The organism is Roseibium sp. QJM3NY_11 (assembly GCF_056173175.1).
In genome coordinates this window covers 5,595,956-5,616,838 of the sequence record NZ_CM149660.1, presented here as the reverse complement: position 1 = coordinate 5,616,838, position 20,883 = coordinate 5,595,956, and the positions used below count along the sequence as shown (strand labels likewise).

Below are 20,883 nucleotides of genomic sequence, written 5' to 3'. Positions count from 1 at the left end.
GGTGTCAATGGGCCATCAGACGGGTCAAGATCGGCACTCTCTGGTATAAGATGACCGGTGGCTTCATGGGCGAGGTTGGAGAACCAGATGGCAGAACATGGCATTTTCTACTGGAACGAGCTGATGACGCGGGACACCGGGAAGGCCCGGGACTTCTACGGCAAGTCCCTCGGATGGACCTTCACCGAGGTGCCCATGGAGGAAGGGGTGACCTATGTCCTGGCCAATCTTGGCGACAAGCCGGTGGGCGGCATCTTCCCGATGGCCGGGCCGGAATACGACGGCGTGCCGGAACACTGGATGGCCTATGTGTCGGTCGACGATATCGATGAACGCCTGGAACTTGCCAGGGCGCATGGCGGGGAAATCATCCGTCCGCCGTTCGATGTTCCCGGCATTGGCCGTATCGCCATTTTGAAAGACTCCGGCGGTGCGGTTCAGGGGTGGATGACGCCTTCCGAACCCGCCGGCTGAAACGAAAGGCCGGTCCCGCTGGAACCGGCCCTGAATTTTGTGCGACATCGCGGCACGGCCGTGTGCGCCGCCGAAACCAGGCTATGCCCTAGTAGACAAGTCCGGTCGTGGCCGACACGCAGTACATCAGCGCGATTGCGATTGCTGGTAGGCTTGCCGAATAGGCAAGGGTCGTCAGCATGATTTGCTCCTCTTGAGATACGACGGTTTTCGAAGACGGCTCCTGGTGCCACGCCCGGTTTCCCGGGCTGTCCCTTGAGGCGCACGTCCCCGTTGATACCCCCTGCTGTCCGCAGATATGGGGCCTTCCGCCGGACGTTCCAGAGGTCAGGTTTTCAAGAAAATGTGTGCAGCGAGTGCGTGGTCCGCGAGACCGGTGCCCGAGCCGGGCAGAAACAGCGTTCTCTGGCCGTAATACCGGCGTCCGGCCTTGCTTCCGCGGGTGAGTTCCTTCATGTCCGCGGCCCATTCGAGCCCGGTCAGGGGCGGTGCGGCAAGATCAGATGTGAACAGCCGGGCTTCCTGCAAAAGAAGTTCCGGCAGGGGCGCCGACGGGTCGAGCACGTCGATGTGGCAACCTGCCGGCGGGTCGAGCGCAGCCAGGGCATCCAGGTGGCCCGCCTGATGGTCAAGCCCCGCGATACAGACCATGTCGGCCCCGTCCAGCGCCGTCCGGATGTCGCCGGTCTCGCCGACATGCGCGTCCCTGAGCGCGGCAAGTCCGCCGATCCGGGAGCGCGTCCCCTGAGAGGTTCCCGCAAGCAGGACCGAGGACAGGTTTCTGACTTCGGCATAGGCGGAGACCAGCCGGGGCAGGCGCGGATCGTCGCCGATCACCAGCAGCCGGGAGGTGTCTTCCCGCGACAGGTAACCGGCCGCGAGCGCGTGCAGGGCGGAAGTGCGCCAGGCATTCAGGCGCATGCCGTCCAGAAGTGCGACCGGCTGGCCGCCGGATCCTGAAAACAGAAGATAGAGACTGGAGGCCAGGCCGGGCTGTTCCGGGAGGTCGAGCGACAGGGCGCAACCGACATAGCCGCGCGATACATCGCCCTGGGCGGCAAAGTCTGTCCAGGCCGACTGCAGCGAGAGAGTGCCCGTCAGGTGATCGGGCCGGTCGATCGGTATGGGGCTGGTCCGAGGCGCGATGGTATTGGATCTGTAGGCGTGGCGCAGGGTTTCCAGGACGGCCCTGTCTTCCAGACAGGCATCGATTTCACCGCTGGCGATAATCCGCATGCCTGGATATCACCCGCCCGTCAGGCAGCCGAGCGGGTGTCCGGCCCGGCCAGGCCCTTGACGCCGCTGGCCGGCTGTGCGGGCGCCTGCATGTCGCGGAGCTGATCGGCTTCCTTGTGCCACTTGTCGGCTTCCCGGCGTTTGACGCGGGCTTCCTTGCGCCAGCGGCCCTGTTTTGCCCAGGCTCCCAGGCCGCCGACGACGACGCCGACACAGAGGCTGGCGAACATCACCCAGAACAGCGGAATGTCCGTAATGGTCAGGCGTGGGTCCTGGGGATCGAACGGGTTCAGGGACAGGGACACCGTGTGCCGGTTGGTAACCGCCAGGGCAATAACGACAACCGCGATCACAGACAAGATCACGTTCTTGATGAAACGGGTCACAGCTTTCTCCCGGACTTTTCAAAATCACGGTTCGATTCTAGATGGGATCGTGACACCGGCGCAATCAGTCGTCGCCGTGATCCACACCATCATTCAACCGGATGCGCATCTCCTTGCCGGTCTTGAAGAACGGCACGAATTTCTCGTCCACTTCCACCTTCTGTCCGGTTCGCGGATTGCGGCCGATACGGGCGGGGCGGTTCTTGACGGAGAACGCGCCGAAGCCGCGAAGCTCCACGCGGTCGCCGCGCATCAGGGCCTCGGTGATCTCGTCCAATATGGCGTTGACGATGTTCTCAACGTCCCGCTGATAGAGATGCGGATTTTGTTCGGCTATGTGCTGAACAAGCTCAGATTTGATCATGAAGGCCCCCTCGCTTAACGATTGCTGTCCGCCGCGTCAGAAGCCTGCCAAACGGATACGAGCCCGTCAAGCGTAAGGCCTCGCGGAATCAGCCCCTTAGCGTTATTAATAGGCTGCAGAAGGGCGGATCCGACTCCATTTCCGAATTCTCGCGACATGCGCGAGGAGAAAGGAAGCTCTTCCAGGTTCTCCTTGGTCGTCCATGTGACGACCGGAAGATCCTTTGCCACGCCCTTCTCGCTGACCAGCCAGTCGATGGCGATTTTCTCGCCGCCGATGGCATCGATCAGCTTTTCCGAAAGCGCGTCGTGACCGGTCAGGATGCGGCCGTCGGCGAGTTCCTTCGCCTTGGGCAGGTCCATTTCACGCCGCTCCGCCACCAGTCCGACAAACCAGTCGTAGGAGGCCATGACCAGGGTTTCGAGCATCGCCCGCGCCTCGGGACTGGTCTGCGAATAGAAATCCGGCTCGGCCTTCAGCGGCGCACTTTTGACCGCATCCATTTTCACGCCGATGGTTTCCATCAGCTTCTGGATGTTGCCGAACTGGAACAGGACACCGATCGAGCCGGTGATGGTGTTGTACCTGGCGACAATGTGGTCCGCGGCCAGCGCGACCATGTAGCCGGCGGATGTGCCCACGGTACGGATTTCCGCGACGACCGGTTTCTTTTCGGCAAGGCCCCGCAGGGCTTCATAGAGTGCTTCGCCGCCGGTGGTGCTTCCGCCGGGAGAATTGATCGAGATGACGACGCCCTTGACAGCATCGGACTTGCTGATCTTCTCGATCATCTTCAGGGTCTTGCGGTCTTCCAGGATGACGCCTTCGATCGGAATGCGCGCAATATGGGCGGACCGCTTGGACAGTCCCGCGACGCCCGATACGTAAAGAAGGCCGCCGATCAGCGCCAGGGCGACGATGGCGAAGGTCGCGATCCGCCAGAAGGTCACCTTGCGCCTGAGCCGCCTTCTGTCCACCAGCGCGTCAACATCTACTGACATGAATTCCGTATCTCCGGTCGAGAGCGTTTGAAAACCAGCAATCTAAATAGGGTGACCGCCACAAGAAATGCAATCGCCTTCTGAGATTTGCATCAGATTGCGGCGATTTGAGTCTCATGCGGTTTTTTTCATGGACCGGTTCTTGACCTAGTCGCCGAGAGGCTGCGGACCGGTGCGTCCGTGGAATGCGGTCAGGGAGGCGCGAATGCGCCGCAGGTTTTCGCTTGTCGTCGCCGAACGCGTCTGGGCCACGGTCATGGCGATGGCGTCGACAATGATCAGATGGGCGTAGCGCGAGGCTGTCGGTTTGTAGATGTCGGGGTCCTCGGGCAGGTCGACCAGAATGGAGATCTTTGAAATCTGTGCGAGACGGGACCCATTGGGAGTGATCGAGATCGTGGTGGCGCCATAGCCGCCGGCAATTTCAGCGGCACTCACCAGTTCGTCCGCTTCACCGCTGGCCGAAATGCACAGCAGAACGTCTTTCGGTCCGAGCGTGGCCGCGCGCATCTGCAGCAGGTAGCTGTCCTCCAAGGCAAAGGAGGGGATGCCGAGCCGGAAGAACCGGTTGGCCGCTTCGCCTGCGACCATTGACGAACCGCCGCCTATGCCGGCCGCCAGAAGCTGCCGGCAGGCCGAAATCTCCGTCACGGCCAATTGAAGTTTGTCCGGATCAACCTGGCCGCGCATGACGTTGGCGGTGGCGTAAAGGGCGCCCAGCACGCGGTCTATGGCGGTGTCGCTGGCGACCTGCTCGCTCGCCGCCGGCGGGGAGATGTACTGAAGGCTGACGGCGAGGTTCTGAGCCAGGCGCAACTTGAACTCGCGAAACCCGTCGCAGCCGAGCGTCCTGCAGAAGCGGACCACTGTCGGCGTGCTGACGCCACAGGCTTTTGCCAGCGTGGCGATGGTCATGTCCGAGATGTCTGCCAGGTGTTGTTGCACATGGTCGGCCACCTTGCGCTCGCGCGCCGAGAAGCCGGTGTGGTTACGAAGAGCCGAGATGAGGTCGATCGCGGCATGGCCGCTGGAACTGTCGTCGGACGGGGGGCTGATTTTCGCCTGCACATATGTCTCCCTTGTTGCGGGATTTGTAATTTGATTACAGAAAAGCGTCAACGCGGGGCTGAATATAGACTGATTTTCATCAAAAATGTAATTAAAAGACAAAATAAGCTTGACTGAGCGCTGAAATTCCTCTGAAAATGTAACTAAGATACATTTTAGAGGGAGGCCACATGCGTGCGTGGGCTGTTCATACCAGCGCGAAGCTGAATACGGCTGCGGAAGCCGTCATAGCCGTGCTGATGGCATTGCTGGTTCTTGATGTCTGGCTCGGGGTTGTCGACCGGTATTACTTTCACTGGCAATTGCCGTGGCCCGAGATTGTCGCCCGTTACTTGATGATCTGGGCGGCACTGCTGGCGGTCTCCTCCGGCATCGCCCGGCGCGACCATATCGGCCTGACGGCCGTGATCATGCGTGTGCCCGTCCCATTGCGCCGGGCGGTCCTGATCGCGGTGGATCTGTGTGTCCTGGCTCTGTTTCTATACGTCTTCTGGTACGGGCTCGGCTTCGCCGCGAGCGGCGCGAGTCGTCAGGCAATGATCTTCGGCGTCAGTCTTCAACCCTTTTACGCCGCGATACCGGCAGCCGCCGCGCTCGCGTCGGTCCAGACGGTTCTTGCCATGATCCGGGACGCGGGCACACATCTTGATGCACCGCCGTTCGCGGAGACCTCAGCATGATTGTCGCCGCTGTCTTCATAGGGTTCGTCCTTCTCGGCATGCCCATCGGTTTCGCCATCGGCGCAGCCGGGGTGATCGGGCTGATCGACATGGGCGGGGATCAGTTCCTTGCGATCGGACCCAGCCGCATCTTCAACGGCCTGAACATCTTTCCCTTCCTGGCGATGCCGTTCTTCATCCTGGCCGGTGAGATCATGAACCACACCGGCATCACCGACCGCCTGGTGCGTCTCGCGCAGGTCCTTGTCGGCCATTTCCGGGGAGGCCTGGCGCACACCAACATGCTGGCCTCCGTCTTCTTCGCGGGGCTGACCGGCTCGGCAACGGCGGATGCCGCCGCCTTCGGGCGCACGCTGGTGCCCGCCATGGTCAAGGAAGGTTATCGCCGCGACTATGCCTGCGCGGTGACCGCGGCCGGCTCGATCATCGGCCCGACCATTCCACCGTCCGGCCTGATGGTTGTCTACGGATCGCTGATGGGGGTCTCTATCGGCGGCCTGTTCGCCGCAGGTATTCTGCCGGGCCTCGTCATCTGCATCGTGTGCATGGCTGTCATCGCGCTTGGGGCGACCCGCAACAGTCTGCCCAAGGCCGAGCGCCGGGCGAACCTGAAGGAGATCCGGCAGGTTCTGGTGTCCTCCCTCACTGCACTGCTGATGCCGGTCATCATCTTGGGCGGAATTCTGGGCGGTGTGGTCACGCCGACGGAAGCGGCTTCGGTTGCGGTGGCCTATGCCCTGTTCATCGGCGCGTTCGTCTACCGCTCGCTGACGATGGCGGCGCTTTACAAAATGCTCGTGAGCACCGCGCGGATCACGGGCGTGATCTTCGTGATCATCGCCTTTGCCGGCATTCTCGGCTGGTGGATGAGCTTCGAGCGCGTGCCCCAGTTGCTGGCGGAGACCATTCTGGGGCTCTCCGACAACCGCTACCTCGTGATCGCGATCATCATCGGCTTTCTGCTCGTTGTCGGCATGGTGATGGATATCACCGCCATCCTGATCATCCTGGCGCCGGTGCTGGTCCCGCTCACCGCCCAGGTGGGCCTGGAGCCGATCCACGCGGGCATCATCTTCGTTCTGGCGCTCAACATCTCCCTGATGACGCCGCCCGTCGGCGCGTGCCTGTTCGTTCTCTCATCGGTTACCGGAGAGAAACTGGAACGGATCGCCATCAAGCTGTGGCCGTTTCTGGTCGCGGAATTGGCGGTCCTGTTCCTGTTTGCTTTCTGGGAAAGCGCGGCGCTGTTTCTGCCGCGCGCCTTCGGGTTCGCCCAATAAAAAACCAAAACAAGCTGACAGAGGAAGTGGAGAAGAAAATGAAATCAATCGCAAAGGGACTGGCTATCGGTCTTGCCGCAACGCTCATGGCTGGAAGCGCGCTCGCCGACGGAAAGGTGCTGAAATTCGGTCACGACAACAAGACCGACCCGTTCGAGAATCCGGCTCATGCCTGCACGGCCGTCTTCTCCAACATCGTCGCGGCCGACACCAACGGCGCGGTCGAGGTGGAGGTCTTCGGTTCGAACCAGCTCGGCTCGGCCGCCGAACATGTTCAGCACGTGCGCGACGGTGTGCTGCAGGCCACGCTGACCTCGACCGGCGCACTGGCGAGCTACTACCCGCGCGTCGATGTTCTGAACCTACCCTTTGCCTTTGCCGACAACGCGGCGACCTATGAGGTCTTCGACGGCGACTTCGGCAAGGAACTCGCAGCCGACATCGAGGCGACACTCGGCGATGTTGTCGTGCTTGGCTTTCCGGATACGGGCGGGTTCTTCGCGGTCACAAATTCCAGGCAGCCCATTGCGTCGCTTGAGGATTTCGACGGCATCCGCATCCGCACCATGACGCTGCCTTCGCACCAGACCATCATGCAGGCGCTGGGTGCCCAGGCCTATCCGCTGTCCTGGGGTGAGGTCTATTCCGGACTGCAGACCGGCGTCATCGATGGCCAGATGAATCCGGTGCCGATCATTTCCTTCGCGAAGTTTTCGGAAGTGCAGAAATACCTCACGCTGACAAACCACCTGTTCTCGCCCTACACGTTGATGGTCAACCGGGAGTTCTTTGAAGGCCTGAGCGAGGATCAGCAGAAAACCCTGCGCTATGCGGCTGAATCCTGCACGACTGCGAGCCGTGGCCTGTCGCGCATCATCGAGGCCTCCGACCGCGGTCTGGCCGGCCTGATGGACAAGATGGAAGTGACCGCGCTCAGCGCCGACCAGCGTGCTGCTATGGCGGCCGCCGCGCAACCGGCATTCGAAGCGCACGTGGCGGAAAATCTCGACGCCAGGGCGAACGAACTGCTGAAGTCCTTCAAGGCCGAGGTTCAGAAGGCAAATGACAGCGCTTACCTGAACTGACAGCTTGCCCGCAAGAGCGGCAAGGAGAGCGACCGGAAGACCTTTCGCTCTCCTTGGATCTAGAGCCCCGCGGGAAACCGCGGGGCTTGTGCATTCGGAGCGTGCCGTCCAACGGTGGCTTGCCGTATCAGCCGATCGCGGTCAGCTGGATCTCGAAGGTCAGCGCCTTGCCCGCCAGCGGATGGTTGGCGTCCAGCACGACTTCGTCTTCCGCAATCTCGGCCACGACGACGGTCATCATCTGGCCGTTGTCGGTCTGCGCCTGCAACTGAAGGCCGACCTCCAGCGGAACGTTGTCGGGAATGTTGGACCGCGGCACGGCCTGCCGCGCGTCCGGATTGTGGGCGCCATAGGCGTTTTCGGCTTCGATCCGGACGGTTTTCTCGTCACCGACCTTCATGCCGGGAATGGCTTCGTCGAGACCAGGAATGATCTGCCCCGACCCGATGGTGAATTCCAGGGGATCCCGTCCTTCCGAACTGTCGAAGACAGAGCCGTCGTCCAGCGTGCCCTTGTAATGAAGACGAACCGTGTCGCCGCTCTTGGCTTCGGTCATGGTGCGTATCGCAATTCTGTCTGGGGGTGTGAGTGTTGAGGCCGCGTGCATTGGCGGGTGCTCGTCGTGCCGACAAGCCTAAACAAGCAGCACAAAATGTAAAGACCTTGCCCTGTCGGCGGATACTTGCAGCTCCCGGCCATGTTCCCTTGCGGAAATGGTCATCGGGCAGTCACAATTTTCACAACCGGTAAGGTATAGTATGAATTTCATTCAACCGGCCTCTGGGGGAGCGGATCATGGCTTTGGAAAAGGAATATCTGGCGCGCCTTGAGGCAAAGGTCCAGCAACTCACCGCGAACAACGGCATGTCGCTTGCTGCGGTGAAACGCAGGATGACGGATCCGATGGCGCCGGGCATCGACCCCGAGGCTCCCGGATTTCCGCGTGCAGCCGGTGGCCAGACCGAAGCCGCCTCGCTCGAGGCCGTCATTCGCTGGTCCCGCCCGGTCCTCTGGATCCGGGAAGACGCAATCGCCACGGACTATTCCATCGCGGCCAATCACGAAATGGACCCGGATCTGCTGGAGGAAATGAAGACCCACCAGGCCGGTATCACGGCGATCATTCCCTCTGTCGGCCGGATCGAGCTTTTCAACAACATGCATTACGAGTGGGCCGGCACGGGCTGGATCATCGATTTTGACGGCGAGACCGATATTGTCGTCACCAACGCCCATGTCGCCGAGGTCTTCGCGCGCAGGGGCGGGGACGGCTTCGTGTTCCGCCCCGGCATTCCCGATTTCCAGATCCCGCAGCGGGCCATGATCGACTTCAGGGAGGAAATCGGCAGCGCGGCCCCACGGGAATTCCCGATCACCGAAGTGATCTGGATCTCGCCGGATCAGCGTCGGGACGTGGCGTTTCTGCGCGTCAGACGGCAGGCGGGGGCCGACCGTATTTCGCCTCCCGTTCCTCTCGCGCAAGGTCTCGACCAGACCAGTCTGCTGGCGGTTCTGGGATATCCCGGCAAGGACGACCGCGTCGAATATGCGGAGAACCTGTCCCGGGTGTTCGGCGAGAGTTTCGGGATCAAGCGGCTGGCGCTCGGGCGGCTGACAGGCGACAGCGGCCAGGTGATCACTCATGACTGCTCGACATTGCCCGGCAACTCGGGTGCACTCGTCTGGGACTGCCAGTCGAAAGCCGCCGTCGGTCTGCATTTTGCCGGCACCGCGTTTTCCAACAATTTCGCGGTCCCGGTCCGGTCCTTGCGCGAACTCGTCCGCCTCCGGCCCTGGCAGGGGCCTGCCATGAGTCCCTGGATCCGGGGAGACGAGGCAACCGGCAATCCCACCCAAGGCGCGGTCCAGCCGCAACCGGCCGGCCAGAGCCCGGCCCGGGTCATGCCCGACGGCTCGGTCAATCTGACCGTGCCGCTCAACATCCGGCTCAGCCTGGGCGGTGGCAGCGCCTCGATTTCGGCGCCGCTTGCGGATGATGCAGGCAATGTCCTCCGGAAAACAGACCGGGCCAGCGCCGAGACCGTGGTCGATGCCGTGCGTGCGATCGCCCTGGCCTCGCCCAACGGCGCTGCCGTGCTGGAGGTCAGTGCCGAATTCCTGTTCATCGACGGCGACCTGAGCGACGACACCGGTGTCGTGGTTGCCGTGGCGCCCGGGGCCGCTCTCGCCAGCGCCGCCTATGGTCTGGAGGACAGCTTCTCCGGGGTTCCGGTGGTCATCGAATTCGCCGATCCGCAGGTCATCGCGGAAGAGATGTTCGGATACCGGGTGGAAACCGAAGCCTTTCGCGGGCGCCGTGCCGGGTATTCCCGCGATCTTCAGGACCAGCGCTTCGACCTGTCCCCGGTGACGGACAAGATCAAGATGCGCCTGTGCGTCAGTCCCGAGGCCGGCTGGCCGGTCCTGCGCGAATTCCTCGAGATCGACAAATACGAGCAGCTGACCATCGGCATGTACCACGTCACGGCACTGCATGTGGTCGACGCCCTGAAGGCGATTGCCGGGCGGTCGCGGCCGACGCCGCGGATCACCCTGACCCTCGACCGGCAAAGGGGCGACAGGCCGGTCAATCCGGACGACATCAGCGACGGCACCAAGAAGGACGACATTCCCGAACGCGACACGATCAGGGATCTGGAAGACGCGCTCGGCAAGCGGTTTCTCTATGCCAAGGCGGCGCTGGGCAGCGGCGGCCTGTTCGCGACCGCCTATCACATCAAGGTGGCGGTCTGGACCGACCGGCTGCCGGGCAACAAGAAAGAGGACAAGATCTTCTGGCTGTCCAGCGGCAACTGGCAGTCCTCGAACCAGCAACCTCTGGACATAGCCGTCGACGAGATCCCGGGCCTCGGCTTCGAGACCGTTGCCGACTATAACCGCGAGTATCACGCGGTGGTCGAGCATGAGGGGCTCGCCGGGACGTTTCGCGCGCATCTCGAGCAGGACCAGATCGACAACGCGCTTGCGAGCAGCCTTGAATCCGGCCGCCGGCTTCTGGACGACGAGATCCTGGTGCCCGTCGAGATGCTGGAGCGCTCACGCCGGCCCTCGGCCTTCAGGCCGTTTCCGCCACTTGACCTCCATGAGGACATGACCGTTCATCCGCTGCTGACGCCCGACAATTATCCTGAAGAGGTGCTCGATCTCGTCAACGCGGCGACCACCCGTCTGTGGATCTGCAACCAGTCCTTCAACCTCTGGAAAAACCTGGATGACACGCCGGATCATTTCCTGGCCATCGCCAAGGCGATCCGGGAACGTCAGCGGGCCGGGGTCGATGTGCGCATCCTGTTCCGCAACATCTTCGGCAGCGAGAGGAAGACCATGCGCCGGCTCAAGGCCTTCGGCATCCGGACCGACCGGGATCACATGCGGTTCTTCCCGAAGAACCACACCAAGGGCATGGTCGTCGACGATCACACGGTGATGCTCGGCTCGCAGAACCTGACCGGCGGTGGCACCGGCCCCAACAGGGATGCCAGCCTGATTGTCCGCAACGCCCGGGCAAATGCCTATTTCGCCGACATCTTCCTGCATGACTGGACCCAGTATGGCGATCACCGTCCCGCGCCGGACAGGGAAAGTGTCCGTCCGCTCCGGATCTCCCGTGCCGGCGCCAGGGTCGAGGCGCCGCAAGGGTATGTCGCCCTGTCGCTCGGCGAATTCCTCGGGGAGGGCTGATCCATGGCAAAGTCGGGAAAATCCGGCCCGGACCGCAAGGTCCGGAGCTACATGGAAGAGACCAACGGCGGTGGCTCGCCGGAACCGGTCGAGGGTTTCAACTTCTACCGGGCGGCCACCGCCGGTTTCCGGCAGGATGTGTTCGGGCCGCAGCTTCTCCGGGACAGGCCCGATGGCGGCTTCTTCTCCGACGGCGGCCGTCTCGGCCCGCCGCCCGTGCCGCAGCAGGAAAAGGTCATCGGCTTCGACAGCCGCCAGCGCATCGCCGACACGGCCATGACACCCTGGCGCTGCATCTGTCATCTGGAGGTCCAGTACGACCGGGGTCCGGTCGGCTTCGGCTCCGGGTTCCTGGCCGGGGCGGATCTCGTGGTCACCGCCGCCCATGTGCTGGTCGACCGCAGCCTTTACGGCTGGGAGCAGCCGCCGCGCCTGGCCGAACGCGTCCGGATCACGCCGGGCCGCGACGCGACACTTGCCCCCTACGGCACCCGTGTGTGCGACGTGCCTTCGCGGGGCAAGAACCACATGGTTCCGGACCTGTGGAAGAAGATCGCCCGATCGACCGCCGAAGCTGCCGATTTTCAGCGCCAGGCACAGGGCCAGGATTATGCAGGCCTGCGCATCGACACCCGGGAAATCGGTGAGCGCCTTGGCTATTTCGGCCTGCGCGATTTCGCGGCCACCTTCGACGCGGCCGACAACGAGCGCCTTTTCGTCAACACGGCCGGCTATCCGCATTCGCCTGACAAACCCTATGGCACGCTCTGGTACAACGCCGGGCGCACGGCCGGCTTGAGCAAGGATGGCGCGTTCATCGACTACATGGTCGATACGGAAGGCGGACAGAGCGGCAGCCCGGTCTATTTCTACGACAAGTCCGCGCGCCAGCGCCATGTCATCGCCATTCACACCACAGGCGACTTCGTCAATCGGGGCGTCCTGATCCAGGGCAGCGTCTATGACGAGATTGTCTCCTGGCGGGGACACGACTGACGGCCACTGACACCGTCTTGCAGACACCGGCTTTCCGGGTGGGCTTGCGGATACCTGAAGCCCTCAACGGTCCTTTGGCGCGGGGCGCAGGGGCGCGCGGCTGAGATCGTTGACCGCGTCGGTCGCCTTCTTCAACAGCCGCAGGAAATCTTCGGTCTCCGTTTCATCCAGTCCGCTCAACATGACCGTCTGCGCATGTTCGACCGCCGGGGTCAGCCTTTCCAGCGCGGCCCGCCCCGTCTCGGTCATGTGCAGAACCCTGGCGCGCCTGTCGCTCGCGCTGATCTCGCGCGACAGGAACCCCTTGGTCACCAGGCGGTCCACCACACCGGCGATGGTGGTGCGGTCATAGGCGATCAGGCCGGCGAGCGTGGCCTGATCGATGCCGGGATGGGTTCCGACACGGGACAGGGCCGCGAACTGGACAGGGGTGATATCGAAACCGGCCGCCTCGACCTCTGAATGAAACACGGCCACCGCGATCTGTTGCAGTCGGCGGATCAGATGACCCGGAAAATCGTTGAGGTCTTTCACGCCAGTCTCCAGATGCAGATTAATTGACAGCATACTGATAATCAGTATGCTTATTAAATGGCAGGGTTCGATGTTTCTTGTAGCATCGTTCCAACCTGGGCCAAACGGGTGCCCCGAACCGGAGCGGCATCAGGGGATCTTCCGAGGCACGGGTCTTCAGCAAGGGCGGAGGTGACAGTCGATGCAGTTTCATCTGAACGGGTTCAGGACCGGAGATCCGGACATTGCCGGCCCGACCAGGGACGAGGCCGCTCTGGCCGATTCTGACCGGTTGCCGGAAGAGGTCGATGTCCTGATTGTCGGCTGCGGGCCGGCCGGATTGACGCTGGCGGCGCAACTGGCGGCGTTTCCCGATATCAGAACCCGGATCGTCGACCAGAAACCTGGCCCGCTGCAGCTTGGCCAGGCCGATGGCATTGCCTGCCGCACCATGGAAATGTTTAACGCCTTCGGGTTCGCGGACAAGGTCGCCAGGGAAGCCTACTGGGTCAATGAGACCACGTTCTGGAAACCGGACCCGGCCGGACCTGACAAGATCGCCCGCAACGGTCGGGTGCAGGATGTCGAGGACGGCCTGTCCGAGTTCCCGCATGTGATCCTCAACCAGGCGCGCGTCCACGACTTCTATCTCGACATCATGAAAAACGCGCCGAACCGGCTGGAGCCGAATTACAGCCGCCGTGTCACCGCGCTGGAGATAGACGTGGCGGCGCGCGAGGATGGCCATCCGGTCACGGTTCACCTGGAACGCACCGGCCCGGACCGCGACGGCGAGGGCGAGATCGTGCGCGCGAAATACGTGGTCGGTTGCGATGGCGCGCGCAGCATGGTGCGCAAATGCCTTGGCCGCGACCTGAAGGGCGAGGCCGCCAACCAGGCCTGGGGCGTCATGGACGTGCTGGCGGTCACCGATTTCCCGGACATCCGCTACAAGGCGCTGGTGCAATCCGCCGCCGAGGGCAGCATCCTGATCATTCCGCGCGAAGGCGGTTATCTGGTGCGGATCTATGTGGAACTCGACAAGCTCAGGCCGGACGAACGCGTCGCCGGCCGCAACATCGGCGTCGACCACCTGATCCAGGCCGCGCGCAGGATCCTGCATCCTTTCACGTTCGACGTGAAGGAAGTCGCCTGGTGGTCGGTCTACGAAATCGGCCAGCGGCTCTGCGACCGGTTCGACGACTTGCCGGAGACGGAGCTGGAGGGGGAGGAGACCGGTCCCCGCCTGCCCCGTGTCTTCATCGCCGGGGATGCCTGTCACACCCACAGTCCGAAGGCCGGGCAGGGCATGAATGTGTCGATGCAGGACACGTTCAACCTGGGCTGGAAACTGGCGCATGTGCTGACGGGATTGAGCGGACCGGAACTGCTGCACAGCTATTCGGCGGAACGTCAGGATATCGCGCGCAACCTGATCGATTTCGATCGCGACTGGGCCAGGATGCTGAGCGCGCCTTTGAAGACGGCGGAGACCCCCGACGGCGTGGAGCCGGAAGAAGTCCGGAAATATTTCGTCCGGCACGGCCGTTACACCGCCGGCACCGCGTCGCGCTACAGTTCGTCGGTCCTGACGGGAACCGGCACACATCAGCATCTGGCCACGGGATGTCCGCTCGGCATGCGTTTTCATTCCGCACCTGTGGTTCGCCTTGCCGACGCCAGGCGGATGCATCTGGGCCACACGATCAAGGCGGACGGCCGCTGGCGTGTCTTCGCCTTTGCCGGGAACAGCATATCACCGCATGCGGCCCTCGCCGACCTCTGCGAGTTTCTTCAGACCGCCCCAGGCTCGCCGATCCTGCGGCACACACCGCCGGGCAGGGACGTGGACGCCGTCATCGACGTGCGGGCGATCTTCCAGCAGTCACACCGGGATCTCGGCATCGAGAAAATGCCTGCGTTCCTGCTCCCGGCAAAGGGACGCTTTGGGCTCGTGGACTACGAAAAGATCTTCTGCGCGGACCAGCCAGGGGGCGCCGACATTTTCGACCTGCGCGGAATTGACCGCGCCGACGGTTGCCTGGTGATCGTCCGGCCGGACCAGCATGTCGCCGAACTCCTGCCCCTGACCGCCCACGGCGATCTCGCGGCCTTCTTCGAGCGGGTCTTGTTGCGGCAGACGTAACGGACCGCCAGCCCCTCCGGCATCCTACCGGAATTGCGGCTCGGCCATCCCGGGGCGCCTTCCCCGCCTTGAGCGGGGATCCATACCACGGACCCACACGGGTGCCGGGCATGATCGAGCCCCACGCTCGGCCACCACACTGGCCTCTCCGACCGCTATGCAAACGAATGGACCCCCGGCAAACGCAGCGCGACCGGGGGAGTCACAGGGGCGAAGGCGCTGCTGGAGCGGCCAGTGTGCCATGTCCAGTATCGCTACTATTAGCGGCGGACGGGTCAGCGCTTGGGGAGCGGGGTCCATTCGGCCACGGAAACCTCCGTATGCTGGAACCGGGGCATTTTCTCGCCGAGGTCCGACATGCTCGTCACGTCCTGTTCCGTCCGGAGATACAGGGCAATGCAATCATTAGGTTTATAAGAAATTTTTGCTGTTTTTGATTGAGTGACCTTACGATATATGCGAGATTTGACGCTCCCGTGAGCCGAGGCATTTCAATGAACTCGCTCATGTGCGCGGAGAAAATTTTATTTGAAATTTCGGAGAACGGAAGATGGTCGAGAACAAGAAGGAAAACCAGGACATCATGGCGCGCATCGTCGTCAAGGCCTGGACGGATCCGGACTATGTGGAGCTTCTGAAGTCGTCGCCGCGGAAAGCTCTTGAAGAGGAAGGTTTTCAGTTCGAGAAGGGCGGCAACGTCGAGGTTGTTTTTCGTTTCGATACCGAGAAAACGAAGAACATCACCATTCCGACCCCGCCCGATCTCCTGAAACTGGACAGGGATGATCTCTTGATGATTGCTTCACAGACCATCGCGATCCAGCTTGAATTGTTCTGATCGAAAAACAAAATCATGAACGTAATTGGTAGATTGCCTCCGGCTGAAGGAATGCGGCTCGCTGCATTGCTTCACCCGCTGCCGCTGGAGCTTTTCTTCAGCGAATATTATGAGAAGAAGCCTTTGTTTCTGACAGGTCGAAGCCTGTCTGACCGCTATCCCCGGTTTCCGGACCTGAACGGGTTCGAGGAAATGATGTGGCAGAACGAGGAGAAGCTTCGCCGGGTCCTGCGCGTCAACAAGCGTGGCAAATATTGCCCGATGCCGCACCCTTCGCAGGGCAAGAGCTTGTTCCGGTGGGCGGTGGACCGCTTTTACGAAGGCTGCACGCTTATTCTGAATGGGACCGACACGATGTCGGTCCCCATTGCCCAGGCTGCACGGGCGATCGAGGCGGAATTCGGTGGCAAGGTGGCTGCCAATGCCTTCCTGACGCCGCCCGAACAGCAGGGTTTCCTGGCGCATTTCGACACGCATGATGTCTTCGTGCTGCAGCTCGTGGGCAAGAAGTGCTGGCCTCTGTTCGACCGGCGCATCGATCTGCCGATCGACCGCCAGATTCATCTGATCGATCAGGCAAGTGTCGGAGAGCCAAGCGAAACCTATGAATTGTCGCCGGGCGACCTGCTTTATGTTCCCCGCGGACTCGTTCACGGTCCGCACACGCCAGAGGGACTTTCCCTGCACCTGACCATGGGATTTCGGCCACTGCGTTGGGTGGATTGCCTGGGCTCGCTCGTGCAGGTCATTGCGGAACACAATCCGGCCTTGCGCAAATCGATGCTGGCAGGAAGTTCAGATGAACTTGCCGATCAGTTTACCGAAGTGTTGCAGGAATTCGTGCAGGATGCGGGCAATGCCAGGATGCAGAAGCTTGCCAGGGAGCGCGCCTACGAGGCCTTCAACGCCATGCTGCGGCCTCTTCCGGGCGATCATTTGAGCAATGCGCTCGCAAGTGACGCGATAGACGGGGACACGCGCGTTCGCCGGCGTCCCGAAGCTGCCTGCCACGTTTATGAGCAGGGCAACTCGGTTCGAATCCAGTTTCCGGGCATCGGGATCGCCTCCGAGCAGGAAATGCAGCCGGGTTGCATCGAAATGCCACTGGTCGCAGGGGCGGCCTTGCGCTGGATCTCCAGGTCGGTGGAGCCGTTTTCCGCGCAGGATCTGACAAACCGCATCGATCTGGACGGACGGATCGAGCTGATCAGGCTGCTGGTCCGCAACGGTCTGCTGATGATCTGCGGTGACGATGATTTATCGGGGCGCGTTTGACGACCTGGCCGGCTTCGGAGACTGTCTTTTCCTGGCCGGTCGGGTTCTGCAGCAGGTCGAGGCGAGAAGCGCGGCCTCACCGTTGATCAATGAGGCGGCCCGGTCGGCATTGCGCAGGGAAGGCGCGGTTCTGCTGGCGCAGCTTATGCTTGCCGATACCGTATTGAAGCAGAAAGCCGGTCTGCGCCGGTGTGCGAAGCTGCCGCCGGACCCGGCTACGGAAATCCTTGAGCTTCTGGAACAGTGGCTTCACGGAACGGTTCTGACCAGCGTGGACCGGGCTCTGTCGGACTGGTCCGATGGTGTGTCGCTGATGCTGTCGCGCCTCGCTGCCGACCGGCCGCGATTGGAAACCTTCTTCGGCATTCCTGCCGACAGTCCTGTTCTCGAATTGGGTCCGGCGTTGAGTGAGTATCACTCGGGGGAAACGGTCCGGCGCCTCGTATTTGCCGAGGCAACGATTGTCTACAAACCCCGGAGTGTCGAGCGGGAATGCTGGTGGCACAGACTTGCCGTGTGGGCCAGGGACGCGGGGCTGGGGGAGCTTGGAGCCACCCGTGCTCTTGGCCGGGACGGCTATGGCTGGTGTGCGTGGATCGATGGCCACGAGAGCGTGAGCGAAGAGGGCGCACACGCCTTTTACCTGCGGTGCGGCACGCTGTTGTTCTGGCTCTGGCTGACCAACACGCATGATGCGGTCGCGAGCAATATCGTTGCCTCTCAGGCCCGTCCTTTCCTGATTGACTGCGAAATGGCGTTGTATCCCGGCTGCGCGCAAGAAGACTTTCCACTGGCCAGGACCGGTTTCCTGCCGCCTGCCACGTCGGACCCCGACTACGGCAGCTCCGGCCTGGCCTTCGGGCCGCAACGTCTGCACCGTGTCCGCTGTTTCGAGGTCGCGGCAGATGGCACCGTTGAGCTGAAGCGGCAGACACGGCAACGACTGGATATGGGCAATATGCCCACTGTTAAAGGCGTATCCCGCGATGCCGGCAGCTATCGTGACGTGATTGCCGAAGGTTTCGAGGCGGCCTATCGCGCGGCGATGGAGCGCAAGCCGGAGCTGTTGGCGGAAGGTGCGCCGCTGGCCATGTCTGGCGGAATGTCCGGCCGCGTTTCGATACGTCCGACCGTGATCTATGGAGAGATACTGGCCGGTTTTCTGGCGACCTCCTGCCGGGAGAGCTGGCTTGAAGACACGCTTGGCTCGCTCCCGTTGCCGGCAGGCCTGGCTGGAGCACAGGTGGATGACCTCCTCCGCAGCGAACAGCAAACGCTCCGGCGGCTGTCCATCCCGCGGATTGAAACCCGCGATTGCGATGCAAGTGTCAGCGTGTGCGGCTCGGCGATTCCGCTTGCGGGCTGTCTGCCCGGCAAGGCCGTCGCCTGCGCGAGAGCACGGGACCTGTCGCCCTCCGGCCTCGCGCATTTGCTCGCCGAACTGGACGCGCTCACCAGGGCCGCCTGAATGCACATATTTACGGGCCTGTATCCCGGAGACCTTGCGACAAGGCGGGGCCGTCATCGATGTCGAACGGAATGAAGGACCGCTCCTGAAACCTTTTTTTCCAGCGCGGATCCGCCTCGACCCAGTTGCGGGGAAGGAGGTCGAAGGCGATCGAAATGCGCGGAACCCGCCCCTGGTACGCCGGGACAGTGTGGACGAGACCCGGCCGACCGAACACCGTGACTTCACCGGGCCGGTTCGCCAGGGCGACGGGCTCATCGGTCCCGTAAAGCGTCACGCTGCCGTCGGTCTGGATGGTTATGTGTCCGTGCAAGGGGTAGCTGTGAGCATGTTTGGGCAGGTGCTGGCCATTGCGAAGGACATTCGCCCAGCACTGAACATAGACCGGCCGGTTTTTTTGCTGCAGGCGCTCGATGGCAGATCGAACGGCGCTGCGGATTGTCCCGGCAAGACGGCCGAAAGCGGGATCTGCGAAGCTCAGAAGGTTGTAGTTGGCATAGTGGGATGACGTGAGTTCCGGGTGACGCCCGTCCCAGTCCGCGCTGACCGGCAGGCCCAGGATCTCCGCCTCCCTGGCAAGCACAAGATCGGCCAGAGCATGAAGCGTTTCGGAATTCTGCCAGTCGAAATGCAACAGCGGCACGTCTTCGATGTTCCGCAGATCGACAAACCTCAGGTCGGGGGCTTCAGCTGTCAGGGACTTGTCCATTGTGAATATGCTCTTCTAGATAGGTCAGGTGGTGAGGTATGCCGACGCTCGCCGTGTCTTGCGGGCCACTGTGTCCGGATCCGAAATGGCCCATGCCGGACAGGATGATGTCCCAGTTCCGCGGCCGGTAGAAATGGCCGGGATCCTGCTCGATGTTGCTGTAATCGGCCTTGCCGGAATTCTCCAGAATGGCCTGCAGCGCCGGGCTGAGAGGTTTGTTTTGAACCTCCCGCCAATAGGCGGTGTCGCGCCGTCCGCTGAGCCGGTAATGGACAAAGATGAAGTCGACGGTGGTGTCATATCTGCGGCAGCAGATATCGTTCCACGTGTCCAGGTCATCAAGGCGTGCGGCAAGCAGCATGATGTTTGCCTGGGTCAGGGAAATCCCGGTTGATTCCAGCGGCTCGATAAAACCGAAGGCATTGCCGAGAGCAACGCAATTGCCGGTATGCGCACGCATGTGCCGGCCATGGCGGAACGGCACCCGCATGACCTCGACATCATCCGAAGAGGACACTCCAAGATGCGCCAGGAGCCGGTCTTGCGCGGCCTCGTAGTCCATGTGGCGCGAACTGAAGCAGTAGCCTGCGCCCAGTCGGGACCAGAGTGGAATTTCCCAAACCCATCCCGCCTCCAGCGCAGTGCAGCGTGTATAGGGTGGCAGTGCCCTGGTCCGGTTGTTGTAGGGCAGACGCACGGCAACCGCGCTGTCGTTGTCGAGCCGGTCGCCGGCGGGCAGGTATTCGATGTTCAGCGTGTTGCCCAGAAGCAGGGACCGGAAGCCGGTGCAATCAATGAAGAGATCCGCTTCGAAGCCTTCGACGCTCCTGATCCGGTTCGCCGTCCGCTCGATTGCCTCGACCCGTTTCCTGACATGGCGCACACCGCGCGCTGTCGCGATCGAGCGCAGATACGCGCCGTACCGTGTCGCGCACACGTGGTACCCGTGGGCCTGAAGGTGGGGATCGAACCGGTTTTCGCGGCACAGATGCATGGTCCGGTAAAGGGCGTCCGCGCCGGGTGATGCCGCATGGGCCTGGTCGGGTTTGCCGAAGGGATGAAAAAAGCGCCCGCCCCGATGATTGAAGTGATGAAAGTCGATGCCGGTCTTGAATGTGCCGTCGACAGCGCGCAGGAACTCACGCTCGTCCAGTCCAAGGGCATGATTGAACCGCCGTGAAATGGCATTCAGCGATTCACCGACCCCGAGCGGCGGAACATCCGGCGACTCGATCAGCGTGAGGGAGCACTCCGGATGAAACCGCTGAAGGTATGCCGCCGCCATCCATCCGGTTGCGCCACCTCCGACAATGACGATCTTTCTCATTGGAACTCTGAACTCTATCGAATTTGCCGCGTCTGCATCTCTCGTTCCGAACCTTGGAGAGACACCCTGAGGCGCCGTTTTTTCCGAAACACGAGCCATGTGCCCGGCCAGATCCGATGCAGGTCTCAAAAGGTAAAATTTCTATCAAGGGTACTATATACCAGGAAAAAACAATTTAAAGTATGTGTCGGCAGTCACTCAAGCCGTTCCGACCGCTCTGCGAACGATTGGACCCCCGGTCGCGCTGCGCTTGCCGGGGGAGTCGGTGGGGGAGAGGCTGAGGGTGCCAATGCGCCGTGTCCGGGATTTGCAGTCGTGAAGGAGGTGCGCAGGCG

19 protein-coding genes are annotated in these 20,883 nt (G+C 62.2%); 10 read left to right on the top strand and 9 right to left on the bottom strand.

Annotated elements, in window-relative coordinates; all coding sequences use genetic code 11:
- Positions 1-87: 87 nt before the first annotated feature.
- Positions 88-474 carry a VOC family protein gene (locus tag AC0VX3_RS25710; RefSeq protein WP_475522893.1) on the top strand — a complete coding sequence of 129 codons (387 nt, stop codon included), beginning with the start codon at positions 88-90 and terminating at the stop codon, positions 472-474.
- Positions 475-801: 327 nt separating this feature from the next.
- Here AC0VX3_RS25710 and AC0VX3_RS25705 read toward each other — a convergent pair whose 3' ends face one another.
- The 5 genes from AC0VX3_RS25705 to AC0VX3_RS25685 all read right to left on the bottom strand — a co-directional run bounded on the left by AC0VX3_RS25705 (position 802) and on the right by AC0VX3_RS25685 (position 4,529).
- Positions 802-1,710, bottom strand: coding sequence for an ornithine cyclodeaminase (locus tag AC0VX3_RS25705; protein WP_475522892.1), 909 nt, complete (start codon positions 1,708-1,710; stop codon positions 802-804).
- Positions 1,711-1,730: 20 nt separating this feature from the next.
- Entirely contained in the window at positions 1,731-2,096 is a 366-nt protein-coding gene (locus AC0VX3_RS25700) for a DUF1049 domain-containing protein (RefSeq protein WP_475522891.1), read from the bottom strand.
- A 64-nt stretch (positions 2,097-2,160) separates the two neighbouring features.
- Complete coding sequence (ihfB, locus tag AC0VX3_RS25695; protein WP_269584269.1) at positions 2,161-2,460, bottom strand: integration host factor subunit beta; 300 nt, start codon at positions 2,458-2,460, stop codon at positions 2,161-2,163.
- Between the two features lie 14 nt (positions 2,461-2,474).
- Positions 2,475-3,461, bottom strand: coding sequence for a signal peptide peptidase SppA (sppA, locus tag AC0VX3_RS25690; RefSeq protein ID WP_475522890.1), 987 nt, complete (start codon positions 3,459-3,461; stop codon positions 2,475-2,477).
- Positions 3,462-3,608: 147 nt separating this feature from the next.
- Entirely contained in the window at positions 3,609-4,529 is a 921-nt protein-coding gene (locus tag AC0VX3_RS25685) for a MurR/RpiR family transcriptional regulator (RefSeq protein ID WP_475522889.1), read from the bottom strand.
- Between the two features lie 170 nt (positions 4,530-4,699).
- Between AC0VX3_RS25685 and AC0VX3_RS25680 the strand changes: the two genes are divergently transcribed.
- From AC0VX3_RS25680 to AC0VX3_RS25670, 3 genes are read left to right on the top strand one after another with little or no spacing between them, the layout of a single operon-like run.
- The gene (locus AC0VX3_RS25680; protein ID WP_342891550.1) at positions 4,700-5,209 is read left to right on the top strand and encodes a TRAP transporter small permease; all 510 of its coding nucleotides are present in this window, start codon (positions 4,700-4,702) and stop codon (positions 5,207-5,209) included.
- Positions 5,206-6,489, top strand: coding sequence for a TRAP transporter large permease (locus AC0VX3_RS25675; RefSeq protein WP_342891549.1), 1,284 nt, complete (start codon positions 5,206-5,208; stop codon positions 6,487-6,489). The genes AC0VX3_RS25680 and AC0VX3_RS25675 overlap by 4 nt, the downstream gene beginning before the upstream one ends.
- A 38-nt stretch (positions 6,490-6,527) precedes the next feature.
- Complete coding sequence (locus tag AC0VX3_RS25670; RefSeq protein WP_475522888.1) at positions 6,528-7,574, top strand: TRAP transporter substrate-binding protein; 1,047 nt, start codon at positions 6,528-6,530, stop codon at positions 7,572-7,574.
- 127 nt (positions 7,575-7,701) lie between these two features.
- On the opposite strand, the gene AC0VX3_RS25665 is transcribed toward AC0VX3_RS25670, so the two are convergent.
- Positions 7,702-8,130 carry an FKBP-type peptidyl-prolyl cis-trans isomerase gene (locus AC0VX3_RS25665; RefSeq protein WP_342891547.1) on the bottom strand — a complete coding sequence of 143 codons (429 nt, stop codon included), beginning with the start codon at positions 8,128-8,130 and terminating at the stop codon, positions 7,702-7,704.
- A gap of 239 nt (positions 8,131-8,369) precedes the next feature.
- On the opposite strand from AC0VX3_RS25665, the gene AC0VX3_RS25660 reads away from it, so the two are divergent.
- The gene (locus tag AC0VX3_RS25660) at positions 8,370-11,276 is read left to right on the top strand and encodes a phospholipase D-like domain-containing protein (protein WP_475522887.1); all 2,907 of its coding nucleotides are present in this window, start codon (positions 8,370-8,372) and stop codon (positions 11,274-11,276) included.
- A gap of 3 nt (positions 11,277-11,279) precedes the next feature.
- Positions 11,280-12,272 (top strand): trypsin-like serine peptidase, encoded by a 993-nt coding sequence (locus AC0VX3_RS25655; RefSeq protein ID WP_475522886.1) that lies wholly within the window; start codon positions 11,280-11,282, stop codon positions 12,270-12,272.
- 63 nt (positions 12,273-12,335) lie between these two features.
- On the opposite strand, the gene AC0VX3_RS25650 is transcribed toward AC0VX3_RS25655, so the two are convergent.
- Positions 12,336-12,806, bottom strand: coding sequence for a MarR family winged helix-turn-helix transcriptional regulator (locus tag AC0VX3_RS25650; protein WP_348146343.1), 471 nt, complete (start codon positions 12,804-12,806; stop codon positions 12,336-12,338).
- Positions 12,807-12,987: 181 nt separating this feature from the next.
- Between AC0VX3_RS25650 and AC0VX3_RS25645 the strand changes: the two genes are divergently transcribed.
- From AC0VX3_RS25645 to AC0VX3_RS25630, 4 genes are all read left to right on the top strand, one after another.
- On the top strand, positions 12,988-14,931 hold the full coding sequence (locus AC0VX3_RS25645; RefSeq protein WP_475522885.1) for an FAD-binding monooxygenase: 1,944 nt from the start codon (positions 12,988-12,990) through the stop codon (positions 14,929-14,931).
- 550 nt (positions 14,932-15,481) lie between these two features.
- On the top strand, positions 15,482-15,769 hold the full coding sequence (locus AC0VX3_RS25640) for a hypothetical protein (protein WP_475522884.1): 288 nt from the start codon (positions 15,482-15,484) through the stop codon (positions 15,767-15,769).
- Positions 15,770-15,820: 51 nt separating this feature from the next.
- Positions 15,821-17,044 (top strand): JmjC domain-containing protein, encoded by a 1,224-nt coding sequence (locus tag AC0VX3_RS25635; protein WP_475522883.1) that lies wholly within the window; start codon positions 15,821-15,823, stop codon positions 17,042-17,044.
- The gene (locus AC0VX3_RS25630; protein ID WP_475525250.1) at positions 17,022-18,512 is read left to right on the top strand and encodes a DUF4135 domain-containing protein; all 1,491 of its coding nucleotides are present in this window, start codon (positions 17,022-17,024) and stop codon (positions 18,510-18,512) included. The genes AC0VX3_RS25635 and AC0VX3_RS25630 overlap by 23 nt, the downstream gene beginning before the upstream one ends.
- Positions 18,513-18,522: 10 nt before the next feature.
- Here AC0VX3_RS25630 and AC0VX3_RS25625 read toward each other — a convergent pair whose 3' ends face one another.
- On the bottom strand, positions 18,523-19,221 hold the full coding sequence (locus tag AC0VX3_RS25625; RefSeq protein ID WP_475522882.1) for a 2OG-Fe(II) oxygenase family protein: 699 nt from the start codon (positions 19,219-19,221) through the stop codon (positions 18,523-18,525).
- Positions 19,199-20,548 carry a tryptophan halogenase family protein gene (locus AC0VX3_RS25620; protein ID WP_475522881.1) on the bottom strand — a complete coding sequence of 450 codons (1,350 nt, stop codon included), beginning with the start codon at positions 20,546-20,548 and terminating at the stop codon, positions 19,199-19,201. The genes AC0VX3_RS25625 and AC0VX3_RS25620 overlap by 23 nt, the downstream gene beginning before the upstream one ends.
- Between the last annotated feature and the right edge of the window lie 335 nt (positions 20,549-20,883).